The organism is Paenibacillus pasadenensis DSM 19293 (assembly GCF_000422485.1).
GTDB classification, from domain to species: Bacteria; Bacillota; Bacilli; order Paenibacillales; family Paenibacillaceae; genus Paenibacillus_O; species Paenibacillus_O pasadenensis.
The window spans coordinates 1-16,886 of sequence record NZ_KE383852.1 but is presented as its reverse complement, the minus strand read 5'-3'; the positions used below and the strand labels follow the sequence as shown (position 1 = coordinate 16,886).

The following is a 16,886-nucleotide window of genomic DNA, read 5'->3' as shown; positions in this document are numbered from 1 at the left end:
GCCATGGAGCAGCTGGGCTGGATCGATTACCTCTTTCTGTATTGCATGGTCTGCATCTGGATCATGCTTCTCATCAATATCGTGCTCACGGCAGGCGGATACCGCTACTACCTGAAAACGCTGCAGATGCGCGTGGACGAGCCGCTGGACGACTATCCGACCGTTTCGGTGCTCATCCCGGCCCATAACGAGGAAAAGGTGATCGGCCAGTCGGTCGGCGCGCTCATGGAGCTCGACTACCCGAAGGACAAGCTGGAGATCATCGTCATCAACGACAATTCCAGCGACGGCACGGGAGCGATCCTCGCGGAGCTGCAGCGCAGCCGTCCCGACGTGAATCTGCGCATCCTGACGACCGGTCCGGAGACGGGCGGCAAAGGAAAGTCCGGCGCGCTCAACAACGGCTACGCCGTCAGCACCGGCGAGGTGCTGGCCGTCTACGACGCCGACAATACGCCGGAGCGCTCGGCGCTTCGCATCCTCATCCACACGCTTTGGCGGAACGACCGGCTCGGAGCGGTCATCGGCAAGTTCCGCACGCGCAACGGCGGCAAAAACTGGCTGACCCGCTTCATCAACATCGAGACGCTCGGCTTCCAGTGGATGGTGCAGGCGGGACGCTGGGAGCTGTTCGGCCTGTGCACGATACCCGGCACCAACTTCGTCGTCCGCCGCAGCATCATCGAGCAGATGGGCGGCTGGGATACGAAGGCGATCGCCGAGGATACGGAAATCAGCTTCCGCATCTACCGCCTCGGCTACCGGATCCAGTACATGCCGCTCTCCGTCACCTGGGAGCAGGAGCCGGAGACGGTGCCGGTCTGGATGAAGCAGCGCAGCCGCTGGGTGAAGGGCAACATCTACGTCCTGCTCAAGAACATTCCGCTGCTGTTCTCTCCGGAGTCGAAGCGGATCCGCTTCGACCTGATCTATTTCTGCTCGGTCTATTTCCTGTTCCTCAGCTCGGCGCTGCTGTCCGACGCGATCTTCGTGCTCGGCATCCTCGGCCTGATCGAGTACAACATCGTCGGCAACACGCTGCTGCTCTGGCTGATGGCGTTCCTCGTGTTCGTGCTGGAGATGGCGCTTGCCCTCAGCATGGAAAAGGGGCAGAGCCGCCCGCGCAACATCGCGCTCGTCGCGATCATGTACTTCACGTATTGCCAGCTGTGGCTCGTCGTCGCCCTGCAGGGAGTCTACCAATTCATCCGCGATGCCATCCTGCGGCGGGAAGCCCGATGGTACAAGACGGAACGGTTCTAAGGAGAATGTCCATGAAAAAAACGATCGTGGCCGCAGCTGTCCTGCTTTCGATCCTGACCTCGCCGCTCGCGGCCGCCGTAGACGCGGCAGCGCCGTCTCCCGCGCCGTCCGCGTCGGCGCAGCCGGCGGACCCGTCCGTATCGGTCGCGCCAGCCGCATCGGCGGCGCCGGAGAGCTCTCCGGCGCCCGGGAGGAGCCTGTCGCCGGCCGTCATGCAGGCGCCGGACGGCTCGAGCCGGATCCGTCTTCCATACGGCAAGGATGTAAAGCTCCAAGGCTATTACTCCGCTCAATCGACGTATTTCACCCTCGGCAAGCATTGGGAGCTGCGCTCGGGCATGCTCCATCTCGAGCTGCGCTCGAGCCGTCTGGCCGCGGATTCCGCGCTGACGGTCGAGGTGAACGGCAAGCCGTCGCGATCGTTGCGCCTGGCCGAGATCGGCGAGGGCGGCCGCAGCCTCGATCTTGCCATCTCCGGAGCCGATCTGGCCGCGGGCGTCAACGAGATCCGGCTGTCGCTCGGCCATGCGGACGACCGGTTCGAGATCTGCGCCGACGACCGCTCCGACGAGAATTGGCTGCTTGTCGGCGAAGGCTCTTACCTGCAGGCGGACTACGAGGAGCAGGCGGCGACGGGCGAGCTGCGCCAGTTCCCGTATCCGTTCGTGCCGGACGCGGGCGAGCGCCGCGGCGAAGGCACGTCGATCGTGCTGCCGGACGGAGCGTCGCCCGCCGCCGTCGCCGCCGGCCTGCAGACGGCGGCCGCGCTCGGCCTGACCGTCGAGGAAGGGCTGCCGGGACTGCATATGGGCGTCTATGCCGAGGTCGCCGCCGGCAAGCATCGGAGCGACCATCTGCTCTATGTCGGCCCTGCCTCCTCGATGCCGGAGGCGCTCAAGGCGGCGGCTCCGGCCGACGCGCTCGGCCGGCTGGCCGAGGGCACGCTGCTGTTCCGCGCGGAATCGCCGCTGCAGCCGGGACGGCTGCTCATGGGCATCGTATCCGGGGCGGACGAGAGCGGTCTCGACACGGCCGCCCGGCTGCTGCAAAATCCCGATCTCGTCGCCCAGCTGGACGGCAGCGCCGTGCTGCTGCCGCGCGGAACGAATGTGAACCGGCCGGCCGCCGATGCCTCCCGCGATCGCTGGACGTTCGAGGAGCTCGGCTATCCGCAAGGGCTTCAGGCGCAAGGACCGTTCCGCCAGCAGGCCGACTTCGACGTGAAGCTGCCGTCCAACAAGCTCGTGCTGCCGGGAGCGAAAGCCCGCTTCGAGCTCAAATACGCGAAAAACCTGAATTTCGACCAGTCGCTCGCAACGCTTTACGTCAACGGCATCCCGGCCGGCAGCAAGAAGCTGGACGCCGAGTCGGCCGACGGCGACGTCTGGGAGGTGCCGATTCCGAGCGGCGCGGCCCAGTCGGGCTATCTGGCGATGAGCGTGGCGTTCGACCTGCAGATGACCGGCTACGACTGCATCCGTCCCGGCGAGCAGACGCCGTGGGCGTACATCGCGCCGGAGTCGACGGTCAGCCTGCCGGCCGAGGACGAGCGCGCGCTGCTGCTGGAGCATTATCCGTGGCCGTTCATCAAGAACGGCCGCTGGAATGCCGCCGCCTTTGTCCTCCCGGGCGGCGGCTGGACCGACCTGAGCCGCGAGGCCCGCATCGCCGCCCGGCTCGGATCCTACCTGACCGACAACAGCGGCTCGCTGCAGGCGCGTGCCGATGCTCCGTGGCAGTCGGACAGCCTCAAGGGGCTGCAGCTGATTGCCGTCGGCACGCCGCAGCAAAGCGAGCTCATCCGCTCGGCGGCCCAGCGGATATGGTTCCCGTACGACAGCGGCCTCGCCCGCTTCGTCGGCAACGAGAAGCGCCGGCTGCTGCCGGACTTCGCGGCGCGGCTCGCCTCGATCCAGCTGCTCCCCGCCGCGGAGGGCGGCGGCTCGCTGCTCGCCGTGACGGCGCCCGAGGAGGAGAGCCTGCAGCAGGCGGAGAACTATTTGTCGATGCGTTCCTACGGCAGCGAGCTCGTCGGCAACGCGACGCTGGTCGACCGCTGGGAGAAGGCGCTGAACCATTATTTCGCCGATGAAGGCAGTCCGGGCGTAGCGGAGCGGGTCAGCCTGAGCTCGGGAGAAGCGAGGCTGTTCGCGATCCTGTTCGGCACGATCCTGCTGCTGCTGCTGCTCGGCATCATCCTGATCTGGCGCAAATACCGCAAAAACCGAAGCTGATCGAGGAGGGATGAGGATGGCGCGCAGGAGCTTCAGCCGCGGCGTCCTCGCGCTCGGCGCGGCGGGGACGCTGCTCATCGGCGCGGCGGCCTGGTGGCTTGCCGCCGGCAACGATGACGGCATGAGGCCGCTGCTCGAGGGCGGCATCCGCTCCGGCAGCCTGTCGACGGACTACGTCATCGAGACGGCGCTGGACGATGCGAGGCGGCTCGAGCTGAACGCCGTCAACGTGCCGGTCGCGGTGAACGTCGCCGATTCGCGGGCGAGCCGCTTCGAGCTGGACGAGGCAAGCCTGGACAAGGCGCGCCGGATCATCCCGATGCTGCATGCGCGAGGCATCCGCGTGCTGCTGGAGCCGTATCCGTGGATCGCGGACGGCAGCGTCGCCGAGACGGCATGGAATCCGTCGGAGCCCGAAGCCTTTTTCCGCCACTGGCAGGAGGACGTGCTGCAGCCGCTCGTGCGCGAGCTGGCCGCTCCGCTGCAGGTCGAGGCGGTCGTGGCGGCGTCCAATCTCGTCCATCTGGAAAGCCGCAGCGGCGACTGGATCCGGCTGCTGAAGGAGCTGAAGGCGCAGTACGGCGGGCTCGTCACCTACAAGACGAACTGGTGGTACACGGCGGATTGGGACGAGGCCAGCCTCGCGGCATTCCGCGCCAAGCGGGACAACCCGCTGTGGGCGGAGGTCGACTTCATCTCGGTGGCGGCATACTTCGAGCTGACCGACAAGCTGTCGCCGTCGACGGCCGAGCTCAAGGCGGCTTTGAGGCATGCGGAGCGCCACGGGCGCGGCCAGGACGTGCCCGCCGAGCTGGAGGAGCTGGCGCAGCGATGGGGCAAGCCGTACTTCTTCGGCGAGCTCGGCTTTCCCGCACGGGAGGGCGCGGCGAGCGAGCCGTGGAATTCCGCGCCGTCCGATGCGCCGGACGCCAAGCTGCAGGCCCGGCTGTTCGAGGCGTACCGGGACGCGTTCCGCGGGCGCGAGTCGTTTCTCGGCTACTCGGTGTTCGCCATCGGCGAGGCCAGTCCGGACAAGCGCTACTACCCTTCGGAAGAAAGCGCCGCCGTCATCCGCTCCTGGTGAGCGGGGCGGCGGTTTTTTCGCGTCTGGCCGCCTCTAGCCAGGAAGCCGCCCTTCAAGTAAGATGGAGCATATTCCCACTTGGAAAGAGGAGGCGGTACGATGGAGCCGATGCTGCTCGACATCGACGAGCCGTTCGAAAGCGGCCGGCTGCTCATCCGCGCGCCGCGCAGCGGCGACGGGGCGGCCATCAACGAAGCGGTGAAGGAAAGCCTGGAGCGGCTCAAGGTCTGGATGCCGTGGGCGCAGCAGGCCCCGACATCCGAGGAGTCGGAGCTGGACGCGCGGCGGGCGGACATCGCCTATCGGCAGCGCGAGGACATGCGGCTGCTGCTGCTGGACCGCGCGAGCGGGCGGCTGATCGGCTGCAGCGGCCTGCACCGGATCGACTGGAAGGCGAGATGCTTCGAGCTCGGCTATTGGGTGCGCACGGGCGAGGAAGGCAAAGAGTATGTGACGGAGGCCGTCCATGCGATCACCGCCTTCGCCGCCGGCCGGCTCGGCGCGCATCGGATCGAGATCCGGTGCGACGCCCGCAACGAGCGCAGCGCCGCGGTCGCCCGCCGCTGCGGCTTCACGCTCGAGGGCGTGCTGCGCGGAAACGACCTGTCGCCTGACGGCAGCCGGCGCGATACGATGGTGTTCGCCAAGGTGAGAGGCGCGGAGCTGGACGGCTGAATCGCTTCTCATAGCATAAAGAAGCGGGTTTGACAAGTTATATTTGTGACTACTGGGAAGGGAGCCGATCCGGTATAATGTCTCCTGAACGAAAGGAGCCCACCTATGCCGATCAAGATCATAACAGACAGCGGTTCTGATTTGCCCGTTCCCCTGCAAGCCCGCTATGGCATCGAAATCGTTCCGCTGACCGTGACGTTTCCGGACGGTCCGATGGCGGAAGGGACAAGCGCCGAAGCGTTTTACGACAAGATGGAGTCGTTCAGCGAGCTGCCGACGACGGCCAGCCCGAGCCCGGCCGTCTTTCTGGAAGCGTTCCGCAACGCCGATCCGGCCAGCGACCTGCTCGTCCTCTGCATGTCGTCCAATATAAGCAGCACCTATCAGTCCGCGCTCATCGCGAAGGACATGCTGCTCGATGAAGGCTTCGAACGCGGCATCGAGGTGATCGATACGCGCAGCTTCTCCGGCGGGCTGTCCCGCATCGTGGCGATGGCGGCCGCTTATGCCGAGGGCGGCTGCGGACTGCCCGAGCTCAAGGAGCGGACGGAGCGGATCATTGAGCAGACGAGCGCCTACTTTACGCTGGAGTCGCTTGAAAACGTCATCAAGGGCGGACGGCTGAGCCGGCTGTCCGGGGGCGTCGCCTCCGTGCTGAACATCAAGCTGCTGCTGCGCATCAGCGGCGAGGGCAAGGTGGAAGTCGTCGAGAAGACGCGCGGCTTCCGCAAGGCCGTCGGCAGCCTGCTCGCCAAGCTCGACGAGAAGGAGCATGACTACGAGAACTCGGAGATCGCCATCGTCCATAGCGGCAGCGAGCAGCTGGCGCTCGACGTCAAGGAGCGCATCCTGGCGAAGCATCCGTTCCGGGCGGTCCATCTGTCCTGCATGGGACCGGTCATGGGCACGTACGCGGGCCGCGGAGGCATCGGCGTCGCGTTCTGACCGCCGGCATACGCAGCCTCCATCCAAGGAAATCCAAAAAAGCTTGCCGTTCGCCCCTCAGGCGAATCGGCAAGCTTTTTTTTCGGCGTTCAGCGCTGCTCGCTCCGAAAAAAATAAGTTAGGATTGCTTCTGCTTCAATACGGCCGTCCAGAGCGACGCCGGCTCGTAGCCGAGCCGCCAGGCGGCGATGCCCGCGAGATCGTACTTCCTCGCGAGCGCGATGCGCTTCGATACGCTTTGCTCCGTCTCGGCCCAGAACACATAGGTGCTGCCGTTCTCGGCGTAGGTGTATTTCGTGAGGCCGGCCGCTTCGTCCAGCGAGGCGTAGACGGGCTTGGAGCTGATCAGCTGCGGCACGTCCTTCATCGCGACGGCGCGGCTGCCGAGCGGCTCGCCTGAGCTGTCCAGCTCCCAGAGCCGGACGTAGAACGGAACGCCGAGCAGCAGCTTGGAGCGCGGCACGCCATAGGAGAGGAACTGCTGGATGCCGCCTTCGGCCCAGCCGAGGCTGCTCACCGGTCCGGCCTCGTCGCTGCCCTGCCAATGCTCGTCGTACGCCATGATGACGATCCGGTCGGCCGCCTCCGCGATGGCTTGATGGTCGTATGCGGTCAGATGGTCCCAGGCGGTGTCGCCGCGCGGCAGATCGACCGTGAGCGTCATGCCGGCCTTGCGCAGGGCGGCTCCGAGCTCGCCGACGAACAGGCTGTAGAGCGCGCGGTCCTTGCCCGCGACGCTCTCGAAGTCGAGGTTGAGGCCGTCTGCGCCGAGCTTCTTCAGGCTGGCGGTCAGCTTCGAGACGAACGCGGCGCGGGCTTTCCCGTCGGCCAGGAATGCGCTCGTCCGCTTCGGATCGAAGCCGTTGTGGACGAGCGGCTGCACGCTGAGCCCGCGCTGCTTGAGCGCCGCGGCGAGCTCGGGCAGCGAGTCGTCCTTGAGCGTGCCGGAGGCGTCCGCAAGCTCGTACCACGACGGCGACGAGATGTCGACGCCTTGCGTGCCGGCGAGCTGCGCGACGATGCTGGCTTCGTCGGAGGTGCCGCTCCAGCCGAGCACCTGCAGCGACTGCGGCTGGCTCCAGAGCACGCGGCTGTCGGCGGTGACGATGCGGCTGCGGGCGTAGCCGAGCGCGTAGGAGAGGGCGCTTTGGCGCGTATGGAAGCTGCGCAGCGGCTTGTCTCCCTGCATCACCGTCAGATAGGGCTCGTTCGTCCACCAGATGAGCCCGCCCTGCATGATCTGCGAGCCGGCGAGCGTCTTGGCTTTGGCCAGTGCGCTTTGCAGCGCGAAGTAGCGGGCGACCGGCTTGCCGCCCTGCCGCACCTCGTAGGAGGCTTCCCGCGAAAACAGCACGGCTCCGGTCGCCGCGTGGACGACCCGGCTGCCGGGCAGCTCGGCGGCGGCGAGCGCGGCGTCCTTGAGGAACGAGTAGGCGCTTTGCCGAACGCCTGCGCTGGTTTCGACCGCGTAGACGGGCTTGGCGGCGCGAGCCTGCTTGGCCTGCTCGGCGGTATAGCTGTCCCAGATCCACGCCGCCGCCTCGATGTCGACGATATGGGACTTCGCCCAGCGGGCGGCCTCCGCCTTGGCTGCCTTCAGCGTGGAGAAAGCCCATTCAGGCTTCGTGCTGCCGCCCTGATAGACCCGGTAGCGCGGCGACTTGCTGTACACCCAGCCGGGCTGCTGCAGGTCGCGGATCTGGGCTGACGGCAGCGAGTCCGCCTTGGCCCGCGCGGCGGCGTAGCCGGCATACTCCCATTCGGGACGGCTTAGGCCGTTCAGATAAACCTTGTAGCGGGGCAGGTTGTCCCACAGCCACGCGCGGTCCGCGATGCGCTCCACGCGGCTGTATGCATAGCGGGCTGCGTAGGCTTCGGCGTCCGCCTGCTTGGCGAACTCCTGCAAGGGCCGGTCGTTCTGGTAGACTCGGTATTGGGTGATGGCGGACAGCGATTTGGCGGCGCCGGCGGACGGCGCCGCCAAAGCCTGCAAGCCGATCGCGAAGGCGGCCGCGGCGGCGAGCGGAGCGAATTTCATCGGGTGGATTCCTCCCGTTCGAATAGGATGATGGCGTTATGTAGGGGAGCGTCGCTAAAGCTCCCGGCGCGATTGTCGCCTGCCCTTCATTGGACGCGGCGGCGGCGGTCGAGTTGTGTGGGAATGAGTGGGAATGCGCTTCGGAAAATTACCCGCTCCGGCCGCCGATGAATCCAAGCCGCCGATGGATGAATTTGGCACGGGCGGAGCAGACTAAGCCCGTCTCGCGCGGAAGGAGGAGGATGGACCGATGAAGCGGCATGACGCCAAGGAATGGCTGGACGAGGAAGGCGCGGTGGAGCCGCAGGAGCTGGAGCGCAGCCTGCGGGAAGTATGGGCGGTGAACCGCTATCTCGGCGGGAATCCGCCGCTGCTGCGACATTTGGAGCGGCTGCTGGACAGGGCGGGCAAGGCCGGCCCGGCGGCGCGGCCGCTGCGCGTGCTCGACGTGGCGACCGGACTCGCCGACCAGCCGCTCGCCGTGCACCGCTGGGCGGCGGCTCGAGGCTGGCGGCTCCGCGTGACCGGGGTCGAGATCAGCCCCGCGATCGCGGAGCTCGCCCGGCGGCGCACCGCCGCTAACGCCGACATCACGATCGACGTCGCGGACGGACGGCGGCTGCCGTATGCCGACGGCAGCTTCGACGTCGCCTTCAGCAATTTGGCGCTGCATCATCTGAGCGATGCCGATGCGGTCGCGATGCTGAGCGAGCTGCAGCGGGTGGCGCGCCACGGCTGGGTCGTCACCGACCTGGAGCGCCATCCGCTCGCGTACGGCGCGGCGCGTCTGCTGGCGCTGGCCGTCTGGCGCAGCCCGGTGACGCGCCATGACGGCCCGCTGTCGGTGCGGCGCTCGTACACGGCGGACGAAGCGCTCGAGCTGCTCGGGCGCGCCGGGCTGAACGGCGCCGCCGTGCGCCGCCATTTTCCATGGCGGCTCGCGCTGCTGAGCGATGCTTGACGTGCTCGTCTGCGGCGGAGGGCCGGCCGGCAGCGCGCTCGCGTGGCGGCTCGCGCGCCTCGGCCTGAGCGTGGCGATCGCCGACGCCGGGCGGCATCCGCGGCGCAAGCCATGCGGCGAGTCGCTCAATCCCGGAGCGGCGGCAGCGCTGCAGCGGCTCGCGCGGGACGGAGGCGCGGCGGGCGCTCCGGCATGGAGCGAGCTGCTGGACGAGCTTCATCCGCTGGACGGATGGACGATCCATAGCGGGACGGCGCGGCTGGAGGCTCGTTATCCGGACGGCGCGGGAGGCTGGAGCTGCCGCCGGGAGCGGCTGGACGGCTGGCTGCTGGAGCAGGCGATGCGGGCCGGAGCGAGCCTGCTGCCGGAGTGCCGGGTAAAGGAGGTGCGCCAGGACGGAAGCGGCTGCCGGGCGGCGGCGATCCGCGAGGGCCGGCCCGTCACGCTTGCCGCCCGCTACGTCGTCGGCGCGGACGGCATCCGCTCCGCCGTCGCGCGCTCGGCGGGCTTGTCGGCGCCGCCCGGACCGCTGCGCAAGGTCGCCTTGACCGGGCGCATCGGCGGCTTGGCGGAGCTGCGGCCGCTCGTCGAGCTGCATGCGCAGCCGGGCGTCCTGATCGGCATCGCGCCGCTGTCCGGCGGAGAAGCCAACGCCACGCTCGTGCTGCCTGCGAGGACGGCGGCCGCCTCCGCCGCCGCGCTGAGGAACGGGCAGGAGGCGCTGCTGAGCGCCCTGCGCGCATCGCCGTCGCTGGCCGCCAGGACGGCCTCGGCGCAGGCGAGCGGAGAGACGCTCGCTTGCGGCCCGTTCGACGCGCCGGTGCGGGCGGTCCGCTCCGGGCGAGTGCTGCTCGTCGGCGACGCGGCGGGCTATTACGACCCGCTCACCGGCCAGGGCCTGTTCCGCGCGCTGCGCGGAGCGGAGCTTGCCGCCGCGGCGCTCGCGGCTGCCCGGCGATCCGACGGAGCGCAGGCGCTGCAGGCGTACGAGAGGCGGCTGCAGCGAGAATTCGGGCCGGGAGCGGCGCTGCAGCGGCTGGTCGAATACGGCGCTTCCCGGCCGAGGCTGTTCCGCGCGGCGCTGGCCGGCATCCGCTGGAGCGGATCGGCTTCGCTTCTCGCTGCGCGCATCGGGGATTGCCCGAGAGGCGCCGGACCCGGCTTGCCGCGTTTACGCTGAAGCAGCGGATGGAGATTTGACAGATATTTTATAGAAAGAAGGCGGCATGCGATGCGTACCTACAATGAAACGGCGATGCAGGCGTCGCCGGAGCGGGTGTTCCGCCTCGCCAGCGATGTGGAGCGGTGGCCGGGGCATCTGAAGCATTATCGATCGGTGACGTTCCGCTCCGGCGAGGCCGGGGACGGGATCGTGGAGATGAAGGCGTACCGTCCGTTCGGCGCGCTGCGCTGGCCGGTCTGGTGGGTGAGCGAGATGCGGCTGGAGCCGGAGCGGGGCCGGATCGTCTACCGCCATATCGAAGGCGTCACGTCCGGCATGGACGTGGAATGGATCGTCGAACCGCATGCAGGCGGCAGCCGGGCGGTCATCGTGCATGAATGGAAGCGGCCGCCGGTCGGCCGGCTGGCGGCGAGCGGCATCATCGGTCCGGGCTTCGTGCATGCGATCGCGGAGCGCACGCTGCTCGGGCTGAAGGCGGCGGCCGAAAATGGAAAGGGAGGCGACTAGAATGGGCGAGCGGAGGGCGGTCATTACCGGCATCGGCTGCGTGACGCCGATCGGCATCGGCGCGGAAGGACTTTGGGAAGGGCTGCGAAAAGGAGAAAGCGCGATTGGAGCGATCGACCGGTTCGCGCCGGAAGGGCTGCGCAGCCGGATCGCCGCGCAGATCCGCGGCTTCGACGCGGGCGACTACATGGATCGGAAACGGGCGCATCGCACCGACCGCTACTCGCAGCTGGCGATCGCATCGGGGCGGATGGCGCTCCAGCATGCCGGACTCGATCCGGCTGCGGTCGATTCCGATCGCGCCGGCGTCTTCATGGGCAGCGCGCTCGGCGGCATCGCCTACGCGGAGGAGCAATGCGGGCAGTTCATGAACGGCGGCTATCGCAGCGTCTCGCCGACGCTCGGCTTCTCGGTATTCGGCGGAGCGGCCTCCTGCAATATGGCGATGGAATTCGGCTTCACGGGGCCGAACGAGACGAATGCCATGAGCTGCGCCTCCGGCGCGGTCGCCATCGGGCGGGCGCTGCAGGCGATCCGCCGCGGCGAGGCCGACACGATGCTGGCCGGCGGCTCGGAAGCGCCGCTCTCGCCGCTGTCGTTCGGCGCATTCGACCTGCTGCGGGCGATGTCGACGCGCAACGAGGAGCCGGCCGCGGCGAGCCGGCCGTTCGACCGCCGGCGCGACGGCTTCGTCATGGGCGAAGGCGCGGCGGTGCTCGTCATCGAGGAGGAGGGCCACGCCAGGGCGCGCGGCGCGCGGGTGCTCGCCGAGCTGAGCGGCTTCGGCGTCAGCAACGACGCGCATCATATGAGCGCGCCGCTGCCTTGCGGCACGCAGGCGCAGCGGGCGATGCGGCTCGCGCTGGCGGATGCGGACATGCTGCAGGAGGAGGTCGGCTACATCAACGCGCACGGCTCCTCGACGCCGCTCAACGACGGCACGGAGTCGCGGGTCATCCGCAGCGTGTTCGGCAGCCGCCCGGTCGCCGTGAGCGGGACGAAAGGGCTGTACGGCCATCCGCTCGGCGCGTCCGGCGCGATCGAGGCGGCGATCACGACGCTGGCGCTGTCGCGCGGCTGGCTGCCGCCGACCGCCAATCTCGAGGAGCCGGACGACGAGGCGGCGGACTTCGATCTCGTGACTGGCGCCGGACGCGAGGCGCGGCTCGGCGCGGCGCTGTCCAATTCGTACGGCTTCGGCGGCATCAACGCGACGCTTGCTTTCCGCACACGATGAGCCTGCCGCGCAGCCCGGCCTCTTCCCGAGCGCCGGGCAACGAAAAAGGGACGAGGCTGAGCGCGGCTCAGCTTCGTCCCTTTGCGTCTTTGCTGCTTATTCGGCGATGTCCGCCCAGAACTCTTCGTCCGCGTCCAGCGTAATCTGGGAGCGGTAGATCCTGCGGCCGTATTCCTTGAATACGTATTGCTCGATCGCTTCCTTGAGGTTGGCCTCGACGAGGTAATGGGAGCGGTCGGCGATCCATACCTCCGCCGTGAAGCCGTATTCTTCTTCCCAGCTGAGCTGGACCTCGATCGCGCCGGGCTGGATGCCGCGGCGGGCCGACTCGCTCAGGCAGACGGCATTGATGATCTCATCCATCGAAAGCCGCATCGGATCAGTACGGTCTCCGCGTGTCCGGCTCCGGCTTGCGCTTCCTGCGGACGTAGGTGAAGAGCGCGACGACGACCATGACGAGGGCGAAGAGCGCAAGCAGATTGACCATCAGGCCGAGGATCTCGCCCATGAAGCCCATGCCGCCGAACATGCCGCCGAACAGCATGCCGGCGAGGCCGCCGATCATGAGGCCCTTCATCAGCCCGCCGCCGGAGAAGAAGCCCGGCTTCGCTGCGGCGCCGGTCCCGGCGGCTGCTCCGGTATTTTTGTTCGCATCGCTGCGCTGGACGTTGTCGGTCGATTTTTTCGGCGCTTGGGTGTAGCCCTGGCGCGGGGATTTGATGCCGCCGCGCTTCGCGTCTGCCGTGCTGGAGACGATGCCGGTGAAGGCGAGCATGACCGTGAAGGCGATCATCAAAATAAATCCTTTTTTCATCTGGTGATTTGTCCCCTCCATGTGGAATATGTGGCGAACATTGCGTTCGGGTGCCTATACGTCTATCATGGGAAGCAGGTTTCATTTAATTTATAGCTTGCCCGCAAACGCGGTTTTTAAGGATAGGAAAGGGCTGGACGAGTGATGCGGACGATGTCGTTCTATCCGGATGCCTACATCCGGTTTTTGGCGGAATTTCACGGCACGCGGGACTACTTCGAATGCCATGAGCTGCTGGAGGATTATTGGAAGGAGCATCCCGGGAGCGACTCCGGGCTGTGGCACGGACTGATCCAGATCGCGGTCGGCCAGTACCATCTGCGCCGCGGCAACCGGGAGGGCGCCCGCAAAATGCTGCGCTCCGCCTGGGAGCGGCTGCGGCGCGAGGATCTGGGACAGGCGGGACTGGACGGTCCGGCCTTGCTCGCGCAGCTGGACGACGCGGCCGGACGTCTGGAAGCGGGGGAGCCGCTGCCCTATCTCAGCTGGACGCTGCCGATCGCGGACGAGTCCTTGCTCGAGGCGGCGCGGGAGGAGTGCGCTCGGCTCGAGGCGGGCTGGTGCGCCGGCGGCGAGCCGGCGGCGGCGATCGTCCACCGGCATCGCCTGCGCGACCGCAGCGAAGTGATTTTGGCGCGGCGCGAGTCGATCGAGCGCAGGCGGCCCGGCGTATCGCCGGAGTAGCGCGGGAGCAGCGCGGACCCGGGGGGCCATGGAGAACAAAAAAGCGGAAGCGGAACGATCGCCGAGCCAGCTCGGCTTTCGTTCCGCTTCCGCTTTCGTTGTCTTGGGAGGAATCAGTATCAGTTCTCGGACGCGGGCGGCTGCTTCAGAAACTCATGGCCGTCCGTGACGAGGTCGAGCTTGCCGGTCTGCGGGTCGATGATGAGGCCGCTGACGGGGATGCCGGACGGGAGCAGCGGGTGGTTGCGCACGATGCCGACGCTCTTCTCGACGCTCGAGCGCACGTTGTCGAAGCCGGTCAGCCAGCGGTGGAAGTCGACGCCGGAATGCTTGAGCGTGCGGATCGTCGTCTGGGAGACGCCGCGGCTGACCATCTTGCCGATGATCGCCTCGGGATCGATGCCGGTCATGCCGCAATTGTAGTGTCCGATGATGACGACTTCCTCGGCCTGCAGCTCATAGATCGCCACCAGGATGCTGCGCATGATGTTGCCGAACGGCTGCGTGACGATCGCGCCGGCGTTCTTGAGCACCTTGGCGTCGCCGTTGCGCAGGTTCATCGCCCGCGGCAGCAGCTCCGTCAGCCGCGTATCCATGCAGGTGAGGATGACCATCTTCTTGTCGGGGAAGCGGTCGGTGAGGTATTCCTCATACTTTTTCTCTTCGACGAACTGCTTGTTGAAGGACAGGATCTGCTCGATGTTGTTCATGGACGTTACCGACCTTTCTCCGAGGGTTGGAACTGCGGCGCGCGGGGGAAGAAGCGCAAGTCGTAGTTGTAGATCTGGCTGTCGCTGGAGAGGATGAACGCGTCGCGCTCCCGGCTGTAGCCGAGCTTCAGCTCCGGTTCGAAAAAGACCTCGTAGCGCTCCTCGTACAGGAACGGATAAGGATCTCCCTCGCCCTGGACGTCTCCGGAGAGCGGCTCCTGCACGACATACAGGGCGGACACGCCGTTTACGACGCAGCCGCAGCCTTCCGTATCGTACACCAGCTTGAGCATGGCCTGCCCGTCGCCGACATACGGCCGCAGCTTGTCCGCCGCTTCCGGACGGATTGTGATGCGCATCCGAATCTCCTCCTTTTGCGGGGAGTCCTGCCGGACCGGGCTCCCGCGCGGTTACCGTTGATTATACGGGCTGTGCCCGTTATGATTCAAGTAGACCGACGACCTTCGAAGAGGAAAGGAAGATGAAGCACATGGCAGAAGCCGCGACCGCTTATGAAAAGGCATTGACCGAATTCCGCGAGCTGGACCGCAAGATCGTCCGCTATCAGGAGGCTGCGGCCGTCATCGGCTGGGATCTCCGGACAGGCGCTCCGCGCAAGGGCCATGCCGGCCGCGCGGAGGTGCTCGGCATGCTCGGCGCGGAAGCGTTCCAGCTGGCCACCTCGCCGCGCATGGGCGAGCTGCTCGAGCAGCTGGAGGAGAAGGAAGCGCAGGCGGCGCTCGGCGAGATCGACCGCAAGCTCGTCTCCGAGACGCGCCGCTCGTACGATCGCAGCGTGAAGATTCCGCCCAAGCTGTACGAGGAGTATGTCGTGCTGGCGTCGCAGTCGGAATCCGCCTGGGAGCAGGCGCGCAAGGACAACGATTTCCCGGCGTTCCAGGGCTACCTGGAGCGGGTCATCGGCTACACGAACCAGTTCATCGACCTGTGGGGGCCGAAGGCGACCCGCTACGACACGCTGCTGGACGATTACGAGCCGGACATGACCGTCCAGGAGCTCGACGAGATCTTCACCTCGCTGCGCGGCCAGCTCGTGCCGCTCGCGGCTGCGATCGCCGCCTCGCCGAACCGTCCGGACCGCGCCTTCCTCGAGGGCCTGTTCGACAAGGAGCGGCAAAAGGAGTTCAGCCGCTACATGCTCGGGCAGGTCGGATACGACTTTGAAGGCGGCCGCATCGACGAGAGCGCCCATCCGTTCCAGACGACGTTCAATCTCGGCGACGTGCGCGTCACGACGCGCTATTTGCCGGAGGACGTGACGAGCGCGCTGTTCGGCACGATCCACGAGGCGGGACATGCCCTTTACGAGCAGAACATATCGCCGGAGCTCGCCGGCACGTCGCTGTGCCACGGCACGTCGATGGGCATCCATGAGTCGCAGTCGCGCTTCTGGGAAAACATCGTCGGCCGCAGCCGCCCGTTCTGGCAGCGGTACTTCCCCGATCTGCAGAACCGGTTCCCCGAGCAGCTCGCCGGCGTCGACGCCGAGGCGTTCTACCGCTCGCAGAACGCGGTGCAGCCGTCGCTCATCCGCATCGAGGCCGACGAGCTGACGTACAACCTGCACATCATCATCCGCTACGAGATCGAGAAGCTGATCTTCAACGAAGGCGCCAAGGCGGCCGATCTGCCGGCGATCTGGAACGACAAGTACCGCGAGTACCTCGGCATCACGCCGCCGAGCGACGCCGACGGCGTCATGCAGGACGTGCATTGGAGCGCCGGCCTGTTCGGCTACTTCCCGTCCTACTCGCTCGGCAACATCTACTCGGCGCAGCTGGCGGACGCGATGAAGACCGCCCTGCCGAACATGGAGGAGCTGGTCGCCAAGGGCGAGCTGGCGCCGATCCGCGGCTGGCTGACCGAGCATGTGCACCGCCACGGCCGCTTGCGCACGCCCAAGGAGATCATCCTCGGCGCGACGGGCAAGCCGCTTGACTCGTCCCATCTGGTCCAGTACCTGCGGACGAAGTACACCGATATCTATAAGCTGTAGGCGCCGAAGCGCCGCAGCCGTCAAGCCTCCCGACCGGATCGGTCGGGAGGCTTGACGGCTTTTTTGACGTTGCGGCGTGGCTGTCCCGGCGACGGCCCGGAAAAACCGAGCAACTCGGCGCGATCGGCGGCTGAACGGGGGAATTGCGCGGAAAAACCGAGTAACTCGGGTGTGCAGCAGGGGAAACGGGAGTTAAGTCCATATAATTGTGTAAAATGCTCCTGACCATAAAAAGGAAAGCCATGGTAGGACTCTCGGTTAGAATGGAAGTTGTCGAGACCAACATTCCAAGGAGAGTGCCTACACATGACTCCATACCAGATTACCGTAGATCAAGACATTTTGCACCAGCTGTTTATCGGAACCGATCGGGACGCGGGAGTGGCCCGCTTGTTGGAGACGGTGCTGAATCAGGTGCTGACAGCCCAGGCGACGGATCAGCTGGCGGCGCAGACGTACGAGCGCACCAGCGAGCGCAAGGGCTACCGCAACGGCAGCTACGAGCGCGACGTCATTACCCGCGCTGGCAGCGTC

General features: G+C 66.9%; 17 protein-coding genes. 12 read left to right on the top strand and 5 right to left on the bottom strand.

Features of this window, described 5'->3' with window-relative positions; translation table 11 throughout:
- Positions 1-3: 3 nt before the first annotated feature.
- The 5 genes from H582_RS0118195 to H582_RS0118175 all read left to right on the top strand — a co-directional run bounded on the left by H582_RS0118195 (position 4) and on the right by H582_RS0118175 (position 6,201).
- Entirely contained in the window at positions 4-1,263 is a 1,260-nt protein-coding gene (locus H582_RS0118195) for a glycosyltransferase family 2 protein (protein ID WP_028599659.1), read from the top strand.
- Positions 1,264-1,274: 11 nt separating this feature from the next.
- The gene (locus H582_RS0118190; RefSeq protein WP_028599658.1) at positions 1,275-3,497 is read left to right on the top strand and encodes a cellulose biosynthesis cyclic di-GMP-binding regulatory protein BcsB; all 2,223 of its coding nucleotides are present in this window, start codon (positions 1,275-1,277) and stop codon (positions 3,495-3,497) included.
- A gap of 16 nt (positions 3,498-3,513) precedes the next feature.
- Complete coding sequence (locus H582_RS0118185) at positions 3,514-4,581, top strand: glycoside hydrolase family 113 (protein WP_084137418.1); 1,068 nt, start codon at positions 3,514-3,516, stop codon at positions 4,579-4,581.
- A 99-nt stretch (positions 4,582-4,680) separates the two neighbouring features.
- Complete coding sequence (locus tag H582_RS0118180) at positions 4,681-5,256, top strand: GNAT family N-acetyltransferase (RefSeq protein WP_028599656.1); 576 nt, start codon at positions 4,681-4,683, stop codon at positions 5,254-5,256.
- A gap of 105 nt (positions 5,257-5,361) precedes the next feature.
- The gene (locus tag H582_RS0118175) at positions 5,362-6,201 is read left to right on the top strand and encodes a DegV family protein (RefSeq protein ID WP_028599655.1); all 840 of its coding nucleotides are present in this window, start codon (positions 5,362-5,364) and stop codon (positions 6,199-6,201) included.
- Between the two features lie 118 nt (positions 6,202-6,319).
- Here H582_RS0118175 and H582_RS0118170 read toward each other — a convergent pair whose 3' ends face one another.
- The gene (locus tag H582_RS0118170) at positions 6,320-8,239 is read right to left on the bottom strand and encodes a glycosyl hydrolase family 18 protein (protein WP_028599654.1); all 1,920 of its coding nucleotides are present in this window, start codon (positions 8,237-8,239) and stop codon (positions 6,320-6,322) included.
- A gap of 250 nt (positions 8,240-8,489) precedes the next feature.
- Between H582_RS0118170 and H582_RS0118165 the strand changes: the two genes are divergently transcribed.
- The 4 genes from H582_RS0118165 to H582_RS0118150 are packed head-to-tail and all read left to right on the top strand — an operon-like array spanning position 8,490 to position 12,127.
- Positions 8,490-9,200 carry a methyltransferase domain-containing protein gene (locus H582_RS0118165; RefSeq protein ID WP_028599653.1) on the top strand — a complete coding sequence of 237 codons (711 nt, stop codon included), beginning with the start codon at positions 8,490-8,492 and terminating at the stop codon, positions 9,198-9,200.
- Positions 9,193-10,380 carry an NAD(P)/FAD-dependent oxidoreductase gene (locus tag H582_RS28390; protein WP_028599652.1) on the top strand — a complete coding sequence of 396 codons (1,188 nt, stop codon included), beginning with the start codon at positions 9,193-9,195 and terminating at the stop codon, positions 10,378-10,380. Before H582_RS0118165 ends, H582_RS28390 begins: the two co-directional genes overlap by 8 nt.
- Positions 10,381-10,431: 51 nt before the next feature.
- Positions 10,432-10,890: a type II toxin-antitoxin system RatA family toxin gene (locus H582_RS0118155; RefSeq protein ID WP_028599651.1), complete on the top strand. Its 459-nt coding sequence runs from the start codon at positions 10,432-10,434 to the stop codon at positions 10,888-10,890.
- Position 10,891: 1 nt separating this feature from the next.
- Positions 10,892-12,127, top strand: coding sequence for a beta-ketoacyl-[acyl-carrier-protein] synthase family protein (locus H582_RS0118150; RefSeq protein ID WP_028599650.1), 1,236 nt, complete (start codon positions 10,892-10,894; stop codon positions 12,125-12,127).
- A gap of 96 nt (positions 12,128-12,223) precedes the next feature.
- Here the strand turns inward: H582_RS0118150 and H582_RS0118145 are convergent, their stop codons facing one another.
- On the bottom strand, positions 12,224-12,502 hold the full coding sequence (locus tag H582_RS0118145) for a DUF2653 family protein (protein WP_028599649.1): 279 nt from the start codon (positions 12,500-12,502) through the stop codon (positions 12,224-12,226).
- A 4-nt stretch (positions 12,503-12,506) separates the two neighbouring features.
- Positions 12,507-12,941: a hypothetical protein gene (locus tag H582_RS0118140; protein ID WP_028599648.1), complete on the bottom strand. Its 435-nt coding sequence runs from the start codon at positions 12,939-12,941 to the stop codon at positions 12,507-12,509.
- Positions 12,942-13,085: 144 nt separating this feature from the next.
- Here H582_RS0118140 and H582_RS0118135 point away from each other — a divergent pair, with 144 nt between their 5' ends.
- On the top strand, positions 13,086-13,625 hold the full coding sequence (locus tag H582_RS0118135) for a DUF309 domain-containing protein (protein ID WP_052333414.1): 540 nt from the start codon (positions 13,086-13,088) through the stop codon (positions 13,623-13,625).
- A gap of 119 nt (positions 13,626-13,744) precedes the next feature.
- Here H582_RS0118135 and H582_RS0118130 read toward each other — a convergent pair whose 3' ends face one another.
- Positions 13,745-14,335, bottom strand: a complete 591-nt coding sequence (locus H582_RS0118130) for a beta-class carbonic anhydrase (protein ID WP_028599646.1) — start codon at positions 14,333-14,335, stop codon at positions 13,745-13,747.
- 5 nt (positions 14,336-14,340) lie between these two features.
- Positions 14,341-14,694, bottom strand: a complete 354-nt coding sequence (locus H582_RS28385; RefSeq protein WP_052333413.1) for an iron-sulfur cluster biosynthesis family protein — start codon at positions 14,692-14,694, stop codon at positions 14,341-14,343.
- 122 nt (positions 14,695-14,816) lie between these two features.
- Between H582_RS28385 and H582_RS0118120 the strand changes: the two genes are divergently transcribed.
- Together H582_RS0118120 and H582_RS28380 are read left to right on the top strand one after the other, a co-directional pair.
- On the top strand, positions 14,817-16,352 hold the full coding sequence (locus tag H582_RS0118120; RefSeq protein ID WP_240479042.1) for a carboxypeptidase M32: 1,536 nt from the start codon (positions 14,817-14,819) through the stop codon (positions 16,350-16,352).
- Positions 16,353-16,658: 306 nt separating this feature from the next.
- The coding region (locus H582_RS28380) for a transposase (RefSeq protein WP_043111580.1) at positions 16,659-16,886 on the top strand (228 nt) is incomplete at its 3' end.